General features: G+C 58.6%; 10 protein-coding genes and 1 riboswitch. Of the genes, 7 read left to right on the top strand and 3 right to left on the bottom strand.

The features are described 5' to 3' along the window. Window positions 1–690, top strand: a complete 690-nt coding sequence (gene atpB, locus M6689_RS01865) for a F0F1 ATP synthase subunit A (protein ID WP_298267141.1) — start codon at window positions 1–3, stop codon at window positions 688–690. Window positions 691–743: 53 nt separating this feature from the next. Continuing rightward, entirely contained in the window at window positions 744–1019 is a 276-nt protein-coding gene (gene atpE / locus M6689_RS01860) for an ATP synthase F0 subunit C (RefSeq protein ID WP_298267138.1), read from the top strand. A gap of 702 nt (window positions 1020–1721) precedes the next feature. On the opposite strand, the gene M6689_RS01855 is transcribed toward atpE, so the two are convergent. From M6689_RS01855 to M6689_RS01845, 3 genes are all read right to left on the bottom strand, one after another. Next, window positions 1722–3584: a cytochrome c3 family protein gene (locus tag M6689_RS01855; RefSeq protein ID WP_298267135.1), complete on the bottom strand. Its 1863-nt coding sequence runs from the start codon at window positions 3582–3584 to the stop codon at window positions 1722–1724. A gap of 298 nt (window positions 3585–3882) precedes the next feature. Then, window positions 3883–5751, bottom strand: coding sequence for a radical SAM protein (locus M6689_RS01850; protein WP_298267133.1), 1869 nt, complete (start codon window positions 5749–5751; stop codon window positions 3883–3885). Between the two features lie 27 nt (window positions 5752–5778). Further along, a complete protein-coding gene (locus tag M6689_RS01845; RefSeq protein ID WP_298267131.1) occupies window positions 5779–6345 on the bottom strand; it encodes an MXAN_5187 C-terminal domain-containing protein in 567 nt (188 codons plus the stop codon). 153 nt (window positions 6346–6498) lie between these two features. On the opposite strand from M6689_RS01845, the gene M6689_RS01840 reads away from it, so the two are divergent. From M6689_RS01840 to M6689_RS01820, 5 genes are all read left to right on the top strand, one after another. Beyond that, window positions 6499–7929 (top strand): bifunctional N-acetylglucosamine-1-phosphate uridyltransferase/glucosamine-1-phosphate acetyltransferase, encoded by a 1431-nt coding sequence (locus M6689_RS01840; RefSeq protein ID WP_298267129.1) that lies wholly within the window; start codon window positions 6499–6501, stop codon window positions 7927–7929. A 33-nt stretch (window positions 7930–7962) separates the two neighbouring features. Further along, the gene (gene glmS, locus M6689_RS01835; protein ID WP_298267126.1) at window positions 7963–9792 is read left to right on the top strand and encodes a glutamine--fructose-6-phosphate transaminase (isomerizing); all 1830 of its coding nucleotides are present in this window, start codon (window positions 7963–7965) and stop codon (window positions 9790–9792) included. 110 nt (window positions 9793–9902) lie between these two features. Beyond that, window positions 9903–9979, top strand: a riboswitch (cyclic di-GMP riboswitch). A gap of 83 nt (window positions 9980–10062) precedes the next feature. After that, window positions 10063–11379 carry a L,D-transpeptidase family protein gene (locus M6689_RS01830; RefSeq protein WP_298267123.1) on the top strand — a complete coding sequence of 439 codons (1317 nt, stop codon included), beginning with the start codon at window positions 10063–10065 and terminating at the stop codon, window positions 11377–11379. Window positions 11380–11481: 102 nt separating this feature from the next. Then, window positions 11482–11784, top strand: coding sequence for an Lpp/OprI family alanine-zipper lipoprotein (locus M6689_RS01825; protein WP_298267119.1), 303 nt, complete (start codon window positions 11482–11484; stop codon window positions 11782–11784). A 190-nt stretch (window positions 11785–11974) separates the two neighbouring features. Continuing rightward, window positions 11975–12472, top strand: a 498-nt coding sequence (locus M6689_RS01820; protein ID WP_298267116.1) for a tetratricopeptide repeat protein, incomplete at its 3' end; no start/stop codon positions are given.

The raw sequence follows: 12472 nt of genomic DNA, 5'->3' as shown, positions 1-12472 counted from the left end.
ATGGTTCACCCCTTGCTGTTCCTGCAATTCTTCAGGAAGTTTCTCGAGCCGCTCCACATCTCGGAAGCGGGTGCCGATGCAATCGCCTACACCTGGTTGATTCTTGCCATGCTGCTGATCCTGTCGCTCCTGGCAACCAAGAGCCTCGCTGCAGTCCCCGCCGGTATGCAGAATTTTATGGAGGTCGTTGTCGGCGGCATTGAGAACATGGTTGAAGAAACCATGGGCGAAAAAGGAAGGCCCTATTTCCCACTCATCGCTACCCTTGCCCTCTTCATACTGGTCTCAAACCTGATCGGTCTCGTTCCCGGGTTCTTCCCCCCGACGGCAAACCTGAACACCACGGCAGCGTGCGCCGTCATCGTCTTTCTTTCGACCCACGTTGTCGGTGTCAAGAAGCACGGTTTCCACTACCTCAAGCATTTCATGGGCCCCATCTGGTGGTTGGCCCCCCTCATGTTCTTCATCGAGGTCATCGGCCACCTCAGCCGTCCCCTTTCGCTCTCTCTGCGTCTTTTCGGCAACATGAACGGTCATGAACTGGTGCTCATGATCTTCTTCGCCCTGGCTCCGTTCCTCGTGCCGTTGCCGATGATGCTCATGGGGGTTCTGGTTTCCTTTATTCAGGCTTTTGTTTTCATGCTTCTCGCTATGATCTACATCCAGGGTTCCCTTGAGGAAGCTCACTAATACCAAATCCTATACTATTTAGGATAAACACAACCCAAGAGGAGGAAGTAGCAATGGAATTTCTCACAATGTGTATGCTGGCAGCAGGTTTCGGCATGGCGATCGGCGCCTTTGGTACCGGTATCGGCCAGGGTCTCGCCGTCAAGAGCGCCGTTGAAGGCGTTTCCCGCAACCCCGGTGCTTCCGGCAAGATCCTGACCACCATGATGATCGGTCTGGCCATGATCGAGTCCCTCGCCATCTACGTTCTCGTTGTCTGCCTCATCATCCTGTTCGCCAACCCCTACAAGGACGTGGCGATCAAGATTGCCGAAACTGTAGCGAAGTAAGTTTTACCGCGTGAAGCGCAAAAAGGGGTGTGCCTTTCGGCGCACCCCTTTTTGCGTTTGCTTTTAACCAGCAGACCCTTCCGTTTTACGCGGCCACTCGGCGGATGGTCTGACATCGCCGCCCCGGCGCCGCTTCCTCTATCTCAACGACGGATCCCCATCCCTCCCATCGCCTCAACATGGCCTCTCGCAACTCACCATCTCTTCCGATTATCAATCTTCCGCTTTGCTGGCGAACCGTCCCCTCTCCCGGGGAAAAGGGCAGGGTGCGGAGAAAGTATGCCTGATTGGTGGGCTCTGCTGTCGGCAAAGCTCCTCACAGTCAACTGCTCATCGGCAGAAGGCTAAACCTTATTCCTTTTGCAAAAGCCCGCACGCGTCCTGCGGCCGGAGAGCCAGGCCCTTCCCGTGTTACAGCATTCCTGGGGCCTTCTGCCAATGCCGAAGTCAACACGGAGCTGTAATCTCCGGATGATGAGTCGACATGAGGTTCGACGGGCCTGCCCCAAACCGTAAAGCGCGTTTATAGATACGATTGTCCAGGCGATCTTGGTTTCTGGCGTCACGGCAGGAGGATGCCGCCTGCCTCAGGTCACATTTCCGCCCAGACATTTTTCGTAGTGCTGAAATGCAGAACGGGGTGCCTGTGCGGCACCCCGTTCTGTCATTGCTTCATGGTGGATCGATAAGCCGTAGCCGCGATCAATGCCCTCCGCCGGCCAGGAAGGCGTAGAACATCAGGACGACCAGCGTGAGACCGGTGATGACGGCCGCGAAGCCGAATGCCTTGACGATAAAGTCATAGGCAATGCCGCTGGTCTTCTTGGCGGCAAACTGTTCGGTGATTCCCAGCTCCTCGTAACGCTTCCACTGGTCACCGCGCTCCTCGATGAATTCATGTTTCGGCATCTGACCGTTGAAGATGACGAAGTCCATCGGGAACTTCTCGGGCCGGCCATGGGTGTTGAAGAAGTGCACGGTGAAGATGAAGCCAGTGGCAAGCAGGGCCTCGTCCGAGTGAACAATGGTCGCCACGTTAAACATCCACCCCGGCAGGAAGCTGCCGAAGAACTCGGGGAACCAGAGCATGAGGCCGGAACCACCGATGGCGAACATACCCCAGAAGACGGCGATGAAGTCGAATTTCTCCCAGTAGGTCCAGCGGTCGAAGGTCGGCTTCGGTCCCCTGAAGAGGAACCAGCGCACCATGCCGGTTACGTCTTTTATATCACGGAAGTTGGGCATCAGCGACTCGGGTCCGAACATCCGTTGCAGCCAGTTCCCTTTAAGGTCCTTGCGGACAAAGAGGAAGTGGAAGGAGAGAATCAGCGCCCCCGAGAAATAGATAAAGGTGATGCCGGCGCCGCAGCGGTGGACAAGACCCGCATTTGCCGTCCCGCCGAAAAGATTCTCCATCATGAATTTAGCCCAGTGCTGGTCGCTGAACTTGAGCGGAAGGCCGGAAAGCGACAGCATCAGGAAGCTGATGATGACGAGGAGGTGAAGGAAGATATGCCGTCTCTTGAATCGACGGTACACCTTGTGGGAGTCGGGGATGTGATGATGTTCAAGGTGACCCTCGATCAGTGCCTGCTGCTTCTCGCGGTTTTCGACAAACCCGCGGAACATCCAGAGAAGGGTATGCACCCAGAAGACCCCGAAGGTGCCGATGAGCAGGCCCGTCATGGCGATGAAGGTATAGTAGAGGATCGGGAATTTCTCCCGATCGCTGTGCTCGCCGTGGGCGTAGAACTTGGTAAAGAGCGGGGTCGCCTTCGGATGGCACTTGGCGCAGGTGGCAGTGAGGTTCTGGGGGTTTACGCTTGAATTCGGATCCTTGGCGGGAAGGACCGAGTGGGCGGTGTGACAGTCGGCACATCCTGCGACCCGCTCCGGGAAGCCGAGGCGGTAGTTCTTGCCGTGGTAGCTTTCCATGTAGGTCGCGACAGCGACGGTGAAGACATTGTTGCGCTTCATCATCTTCTCGTCGGCGTGACACTTCATGCAGACCTTGGTGTGGAATTCGCGGTTCTCCTTCGACTTCGGGTCGCCGAGGGGTTTGATCGCGTGGAGGTTATGGCAGTCGTTACAGGCGGCGGAATCCATATTGCCGGCCGCCACCGCCTTGCCATGGATCGAGTTGCGGTAGGCCGCCTCCTTGTCGTGGCACTGGATGCACTTGGCCACCACCTTGCGCTTGTCCTTGTTCCAGTAGGTGTGGGTGTGAATGTCCGTGTGACAGTCGGCACACATCACGTCCTTCTGGGCGTGGACGCTTGCGTAGTGTTCCGCGTTCTCCTTCTTGTGACAACGCTCGCAGCGCACCTTGTTGACCTTCGTCTCACCCTTCATGTGCTTGGCGAGATCGGTAATCTCGACGTGGCAACTGGTGCAGGCGTTCTTGCCGTGCACAGACGCGGCAAACGCAGTGGCCGAAATCTTATTGCTGTGGCAACCAAGACACGTGGCCGGATCGATGGCCATGCCACTTTCGGCTGCCGCTGGCCTGGCAAGCGCCATGAGCAGCAACATTGCAGGGAACAACCGATAGAACCTCGACAACATGAATGCTCCTCCTAGTTTAGATTTGCTCCCAAAATAGAACGCAGTATCTAGCCGTGAACCGAAACTACGACTTCTGTCAACGGGTACGCTCATCAGGGCCCACATCGTATTGTATTTTCAGTCGGCTACGACCTGGGAAATCTCTACCAATTCATAAAACATGATTTTAGAATATAAATAAAACTCAATGAAATCGCATCAATCCCGGCGATAGTAATACCGGCAACCACAAAAAGCAACAGGAAATGTATGAATTTTCTATACATCCGGAGACCGTGATGGAACCAACTACCTGCCGTTACGATGCGAATGCAACGATCCCTTCCGACAGGGCAATTTCGAGGAAAGAAGCGGCTTCGGCGTCGGGAACCTGCACGAGGCGGGCAATCTGCACGGCTGGCGTTACACCATCGAGGGCGGAAAGAAACTGGTACTGCTGCTCGGTGAGCGACTCGGTGTAGACCTCGCCCCCCCGGGGGTAAATAGCCGCCCAGGAGCCGGAGGGGGAAAAGCATGCCGCAAACTCCCCGAGGTCAAACTCTCCCGCCTCCAGCAAATCGGTTATTTCATATGAAAACCGAACGAGGCGCGCCGACGGAGTGAGAAGACAGGGGCAAAAGAGGAGATCCTCCGCTGCAAGGGCACGATCGGTGGGAATCTCAGGTGGGACGGCGAGAAGTGCCGCGGCAAAGTGATAATGGTAATCTACAAGATCGAGTGCGAGGAGAAGAAGATTCTCCCTGCCCGCCTCAGCGAAGGCGAGTCCGAGAAAGTTGCGCTGGAGCATCCAGACTTCAACGTCTGTCAGACCCTGCTCGTGGGGCGCGCCCGCAGAATCGGCCAGCCAACGGCCAAACTTCTTGAGCAGGGCGGCGGGAGACAGGCCGAGGGCAGCGGTTATCGAGGTGAACCACGCCACTGCCTTGCCTCGACTGTAGAAAATGTCGGCTGCGGTGGCAAGCCGTGCCGCCTCGGCCATGTCGGCGGGGGGAAAAGTCGGGGACCCGAGGAGGGTGTATGGCGGGGCCGCATGGTGGACCAATCCCGCCGCGGCTGCCCGCCGCGCCAGGGGGGTGCCCGGCAGCACCGCAAGAGGGAAGATATCGAGATGATTGGGGTAGAGAGAGAGGGCAAAGTCAAGCGTCCTCTCGAACCCCTGAATCGAATCGCCGGGAAGTCCGTAGATGAGATCGAACCCGAAGACGGCGCCGCTTTCGTTGAGGAGCGCGACGCGCCCGGCAAAGTCCCGCGGATCGAACCCGCGACGAACCCCCTTGAGTACGGCGGGGTCGGCACTCTGGAGACCGATCTGGAGCGAACAGGTGATGGATGCGAAGAGTCGTGCCATTTCCCGGTCGATGAACTCGCTTCTGACCTCGAAATGAAAGTGGACGTGGGGGGCGCGGGCGCGGATCATCCGCAGGATGGTCTTCGCCGCTCGCCGGTCGACGTTGAAGGTTGAATCGAGGACAAAGACCTGGGAGACGCGACTCCGGACGATGGAGTCGAGCTCCTCGTCGATCCGCTCCATCGAAAAACGCCTGACCCCCCGCGACCCCTTGTAATCGAAGCAGTATTCGCACCCGAAGTCGCACCCCCGGGAGAGCTGCCAGAGAAGGCCGGGATAGCGCCGGATATCAAGCACCCCCGAGAGAAGGGGGGAAGGGAGCGTATCGAGAAGCTGGACACTGCGGGGGGGAGCAAGGACGACTGCATCGTCCTGACGAAATGCCGTGCCGTCGACCCCGCGGGGCATCGCGCCCCGGCGCAACTGCGCCATCGTCTCCAGAAACGGGATCTCTCCCTCTCCCAGAATGAGGAAGTCATAGGGCAATGATGCAAGGAGTCCCTCGGGGTCTGCGGTCGCCTCGGGGCCACCGGCAAAGAGAACGATCCCCGGGGCGATCCCGCGGAGGAGGGTAGCGACCCGATCTGCGGCGGAGCGGTTCCAGAGATAGAGCGAAAAACCGACGACGTCGGGGGAGTGCCCGGCGATGGCACGCACCACCTCGCCGGCATCGTCGCCAGCGAAGAAATCGCACAGTTCAACGGAGACCGTTGCCGCCAAATCCTCGTCGGTGGAGAGGTAGGCCTTCAGAAAAGCGTTGGCGAGGGGAACCGCCTGGGGGGAGGGGGCGGAATGGATGGCGACAAGAACGACTCTCACGGGGATCTGCTCCGATCCGGCCTGCGGCTACCTGCGCAGACGGGCCTTGATCTTGGGGACTCCCCCTTCCACCATCACACGAAACTCCACCGGGGCATCGCCATAGCGGGCCACGATTGCCGGACGCTGCCTCTCGATGGCTGCAGCGACCATGTCGCGGGTGATGGTAGCGGCTGAAAGCCCGCATGCCGCGCGTGCCGCCACGAACTGGCGGTAGATCTCGTCGGTATCGCCGGCGGAAACCACGGGCCGGGAGGGCTCCGCAGGAGGAGCGGTCGGTCGTGGACCGTCGTCGGGCCGCTGGTGCATGGCCATCCGGAAACGGTCACGGGAGTACCTCCCCTCCTCCATGAGCCGAAGGATCCGGTTCCAGTACTGCCGGTAACTGTTGAGGCGGGAAATGAGGGAATTGTACTTGAAGCTGAGCATGGTGTTGACGATCTTGACGTTGGCGTACTTGCGCGCCAGCCGTTCGACCGTCTCCAGGAGGCGCAGGGGCTCGCGCTTCTCGAGGCCGAGGAAGTACTGCTCGTACTTGATGATCAGCTCGTTGAGTCCCTGCTCGAACTGGGCTATGTCCTCCGGAATTCCCATAGACTCTCCCGCGACAAGAGTACCGCAGAACAGCGCACGGTGTAAAGGCGAAAGGGGGAGAGGCCTCCCCCTAATTCCTTGACTTGCCGTTCCGCTATCGTTTAAAGTAAAACATTTCTTAACCTTAGCGGTTATATTGAGGAGGTTTCGTCCATGGCTGATCTCGCCGCCGTCATTCTCGCCGCTGGCAAGGGCACGCGAATGAAATCGGATCTGGTGAAGGTGATGCACCCCCTGGCCGGAGCGCCGATGGTAGCCTGGCCGGTGGAAACGGCCCGGCAGTCGGGTGCGTCGCGCATCGTGGCGGTGATCGGGCACCAGGCGGAAACAATCCGCGAATATTTTGCCGGCCAGACCGATATCTCCTTTGCGCTCCAGAAAGAGCAGCTCGGCACCGGCCACGCCGTTGCGTGCGCTGCAGGGCTTCTGGGCGGCTTCACGGGGACGGTGCTGATCCTCTGCGGCGACGTACCACTCATCCGCTCCCAAACCCTCCGGGCCATGGCTGAGACCCATACCGCCTCGGGGGCGGTTCTCACGGTGCTGACCACCCACGTAGAAAACCCCTGCGGCTACGGGCGCATCATCCGCGGTTTCGACGGCAGGGTTATCCGGATCGTCGAAGAAAAGGACGCCACCCCCGAAGAACGATCCCTTTCCGAGATCAACGCCGGCATCTACTGCGCCGACGCCCCGTTTCTCTTCGAAGCGGTCTCACGGCTCGGCAATGACAACGCCCAGGGCGAATACTACCTGACAGACATCGTCACCCAGGCCGCCGAGCGGGGGCTGCGCTGCAGCGCCCATGCGGTTGCCGACCCGGTGGAGGTGATGGGAGTCAATGACCGGGTTCAGCTTGCAGAGGCGGCCCGGCACGCCCGCCGGCGCATCGGCGAGACCTTGATGCTCGACGGGGTCACCATCGTCGATCCGTCGGCAACCTATATCGACCGGGGGGTTGTCGTGGACCGCGACACGACGGTTCATCCCGGCGTGCACCTCGCCGGCGAGACACGGATCGGCACCGGCTGCATCGTCGAGTCGGGGGCGGTGATCAAGGGGAGCACCCTCGGCGACGGATGCGTCGTGGAGCCGGGAGCGGTCATCCGCAACTGCCGCATCGGAAACAACGTGGTGGTCAAGGCCGGAACGGTGATGGAAGACGCGATGATCCACGAGCACGCCGCCATCGGCCCCATGGCCCACCTGCGGCCGGGGACCGAGCTCGGCCCCCAGGTCAAGATCGGCAACTTCGTGGAAACGAAGAAGATCACCATGGGCGAAGGCTCCAAGGCATCCCACCTCACCTACCTGGGGGATGCCGCCATCGGGAAGAACGTCAACGTGGGATGCGGCACCATCACCTGCAACTACGACGGGGTCCGCAAGCACCGGACCGTCATCGGGGACGACGTCTTCGTCGGCAGCGACGTCCAGTTCGTGGCGCCGGTGACCATCGGGCGCAACTCCCTCATCGCCGCCGGCACCACCGTCACCCGGGACGTCCCCCCCGATTCCCTCGCCATCGCCCGGGTACCCCAGGTGAACAAGGAAGGATGGAAACTAAAAAAGCGTGAGGAGTAAGGTGTCAGGAGCTCACTCCTCACTGGAGGAAATATGTGCGGTATCGTAGGCTATATCGGCGCCCGGGAAGCGACCCCCATCATCCTCGACGGCCTCAAGCGTCTGGAATACCGGGGATACGACTCGGCGGGCATCTGTACCATCCAGGACAGCACGGCCGACAAGCGGCGGAGCGAGGGGAAACTCTTCAACCTCGAGCAGTTGCTCCGGGACAACCCCCTCACGGGGCACATCGGCATCGGCCACACCCGCTGGGCAACCCACGGCCGCCCCTCCGAGCGCAATGCCCACCCCCACCAGGCCGGCTCCATCATCGTCGTCCACAACGGCATCATCGAGAACTACCTGGAACTGAAGGAGCGGCTCGCGGCAACGGGGCGGGAGTTCAAGAGCGACACCGACACCGAGGTGATCTCGCACCTCATCGACGAAAAGCTCTCCGGCGTGGCCGACTTCGAGCAGGCAGTCCGCAGCGCCCTGGCCGAACTGCGCGGGGCCTACGCCCTCTGCATTCTCTGCGAGCGGGAGCCCCACGTCCTCATCGCCGCCAAGCAGGGGTCCCCCATGGTGATCGGGCTGGGCGAGGGAGAGTTCTTCGTCGCCTCCGACATCCCGGCCATCCTCTCCCATACCCGGAAGATGGTCTTCATGGAAGACGGCGAGATGGTCGTCTTCCGCAACGGCCACCCCGCCTTCTCCACCGTGGCCGGCTCCCCCCTCGACAAGAAGGCGCGCCACATCGACTGGTCCCCCCTCATGGCGGAAAAAGGTGGATACAAGCACTTCATGCTCAAGGAGATCTTCGAGCAGCCCCGGGCGGTGCAGGACACCATCACCGGCCGGCTCCTGGAGGAGCAGGGAGACGTGCGACTGGAGGAGATGAAGCTCTCCGATGCAGAACTGCGGGGAATCGACCGGATCTGCATCGTCGCCTGCGGCACCTCGTGGCACTCGGCCCTGGTGGGGAAGTTCCTCATGGAGGAGCACTGCCGCATCCCGGTGGAGGTCGACATCGCCTCCGAGTTCCGCTACCGCAATCCGGTCATCGACGACAGGACCCTGCTCCTGGTCATCTCCCAGTCTGGGGAGACCGCCGACACCCTGGCGGCGCTCCGGGAGGCCAAGGCGCGGGGGGCCAAGACCGCCGCCATCTGCAACGTGGTCGACTCCTCCATCGCCCGGGAGGCTCACGGCGTTCTCTACACCCACGCCGGCCCCGAGATCGGGGTCGCCTCCACCAAGGCGTTCGTCACCCAGCTGGTGGCCCTCTATCTCTTCACCATCCGGCTCGGCCGGGCCGTCGGCACCGTCGACCAGACCACGGGGCGGGCCATGATCGCCGCCCTGGTCAAGGTCCCGGGGCTCCTCGAAAAGGCCCTCGAAACCAACGAGCAGGTGGAAAAGATCGCCCGCCGCTACATGAACGCCCGGGACTTCCTCTACCTCGGCCGCGGCCTGAACTACCCCATCGCCCTGGAGGGGGCGCTGAAACTCAAGGAAATCTCCTACATCCACGCCGAAGGATACCCCGCCGGCGAGATGAAGCACGGTCCCATCGCCCTCATCGACGAAGAGATGCCGGTGGTGATCCTGGTCCCGAAGAACAGCACCTACGAAAAGGTCCTCTCCAACATGGAGGAGGTCATCGCCCGGGGGGGCCGGGTTATCGCCATCTGCTCCGCCGGCGACGAAGAGATCGCCCGGAAGGCCGAGGTGACCCTGGAGGTGCCGACCGACGGCGAGGACCTGGCGCCGATCCTCCTCTCCGTGCCGCTCCAGCTTCTGGCCTACCACGTGGCGGTCCTCAAGGGGACCGACGTGGACCAGCCCCGCAACCTGGCGAAATCGGTGACGGTGGAGTAACGGCGCGGTCGGGAACTATTATGTTGTGTCTGCTTTTGTCTCTCTGGCTTCAGAATACTATTGACAAAGCTTCTTAGTGATGTAACATTACTAAAAATTGTTTGAGAGATAGACGATAATACTAAACCATTCGCAAGAATGGGGCGGAAAGCCTACAGGGTCTCACTGAGACAGCCGGGTTGCCGAAATATCACATGATATTCGGTCCCGGCTTTTTTGTGTCCTGACACGGGAATAACGCATTATTGAGAAAGGTATCGTACTTAATCCATGTTCCGAATCGCTGCCCAGTCCCTCTCTGCCAGTTGTTTTCGTCTGATAGCTCTATGGCTATTGATTTTATCTCTTCAAGGATGTGCTGCTTTCAAAGGTGTCCAGGAGAAATCATCGCTTGCGCCAGGCCATCTTGCAGAAGGGATCGAACGAAATGATTTTTCGATTGCCAATGGAGATGACGTCATTGGCCGGCTTGCAGTCGTCAGGCTTGAAGAGGGGGATACGCTGCCGGATATTGCAAGACACTTCGGTCTGGGGATCAATGCAATCAGTGCTGCCAATCCGGGGATAGATGTATGGGTGCCTGAGGCCGGAAAGCCCATCATATTGCCTCTGAGTTTCATCCTGCCGGACACCCCGAGAAAAGGCATTGTGGTCAACGTAGCCACGATGAGGCTCTTTCAGTACAAAGGGGATGGCAAGTCACTGGCGGTGTCGACCTACCCGGTTGGCGTCGGAACCAAAGAGCGACCCACCCCCACCGGCCCAACGCATGTGTATCGCAAGGCAGCCCGGCCGACCTGGCATGTGCCTGTTTCAATTGCTGAGGACCATCGAAAAAAGGGGGATCCTCTCCCCCCGGAAGTTCCACCGGGACCGGAGAATCCCTTGGGAGAATACGCTCTCTACTTAAGTAAGTCGGGGTATTTGATCCATGGCACGAATAAACCGGCCAGCATCGGTCTTAAGGCAACCAATGGCTGCATGAGACTCTATCCGGAAAACATAAAGGTGCTTTACAACGACACTCCGGTCAACACACCGGTAGTCATTGTCAACCAGCCATATCTCATAGGTCAGCGAAATGGGGTGCTTTACCTGGAAGCTCATACACCCCTGGAAGACTCGGGCGCTCTTGAACTGGAGAAGATGTATGCAAAATTGAGCACTATTGAAAAGAAAACGGGCCGCACGCTTGACTGGAACAAAATCAAGGAGGTACAGACAGAGGCCCGGGGGATTCCTGTTCCCATCTTCGAGTTGCGTCAGGGGAGTGAAAACAAGGTTCCGAAACCCATAGAAGCCGAGCACCCGGACAAATTGTACGGCAGACCGGAGATACCGGAACTGAAGCTGGATGCGTGGTATGTTTTGGCTGCTGATGTGCGTAACGAGATTGATGCCCAGAGGATTGCCGCCATCATCAACCATCAGGGTCCACCAATACCGGCAAGGGTGTTAGCAAAGAACAATGACTATCGTGTCATCGCCGGCCCTTTCACTGATATCAGTGAGGCCAGGGATGCAGCCAAACGCCTGAAGATTGATTTGGAAATAGACGGCATATTGATTGACCCGGCCAGGAAGTAGATAGCATATCCCGCCTTTTCTCATGTCCGGGTGAGACAGGGTGAACTTCCCACGTTTCTTCTTCCTGGCAAGGCAAACTGAACGGAAAGGAGGTGATTAGAGATGAAAAGAGCTCTTTTGCTGATCTCAATGATGCTCGTTCTCCCTGTTACTATGATTGGCTGTGCAACATCCGGTGACCTGGAGAAAGTGCAGGCGGACCAAAAAATGCTTGATGCGAAAGTTGAGCAGGCAGTGCAGGATGCGCAAGCAGCCAAGGCCGCAGCCGATGCGGCCAAAACAAAGGCAGATGATGCCACAGCCCGCGCCGACAGTGCCGTAAAGGCGGCTGAGGAACGGGAAAGGATCGCCGATGAAAAGGCGAAAAAAGCTGACGCGGCTTTCCAGAAATCGATGAGGAAGTAAGCCAGATTTAAGGGAGCCGTTGACTTTACCTTCGGCGCTCCGGATAAAGAAGTGGCAGGGCCTCAAAACCCTGCCATTTCATTATCCATCAGGTGAGTCTGCCGCGGTCATCCGAACATTTGACCTGTAAGCCGGGATATCAGGCTCTTAGCACAAGATATTCCTGATGATTCTGCCAAGGGGAGAGGGGATGAGGGGACTGAGCATCTTCCAGATTGGACCGTCTACGAGATTCAGACCGTCTTCGTCACGTATGGCTAAAAAACAGAGCAGGATGGGTGAGCGCCCTTGCCTTTTCTTTATCTGCATCATAGTAACACCGATTCTGATATCAGGATGCGGTCACTTTAAAGAAGGTCTTCAGGCCAAACCGACCTTGAAAGAAGCGAATGTCTTATTCAATCAGGGAAGTTACCAGGCCTCGCTGAACAAATACGAGCAGATTATTGAAAAATATCCATCGACGGGAGACAGGGCTCTATTCGAGATGGGTATTATTTATTCGTATCCGAAGAATGGGCAAAAGGATTATCAGAAATCCCTGGAGTGTTTTCAGAAAGTCCTAAAGGATTACCCGTGGAGTGAATACAGGCAGAACAGTGAGACGATGATATTCTATATTAACAATGTCCCACTCAAGGACAGGACGATTACCGCGCAGCAAACGCAGATCGAGACTCTACTGCAA

The organism is Geobacter sp. (assembly GCF_027327745.1).
Taxonomy (GTDB): domain Bacteria; phylum Desulfobacterota; class Desulfuromonadia; order Geobacterales; family Geobacteraceae; genus Geobacter.
Note: the sequence above shows the minus strand (reverse complement) of the source record. Positions and strands in the feature narration are given on the sequence as shown.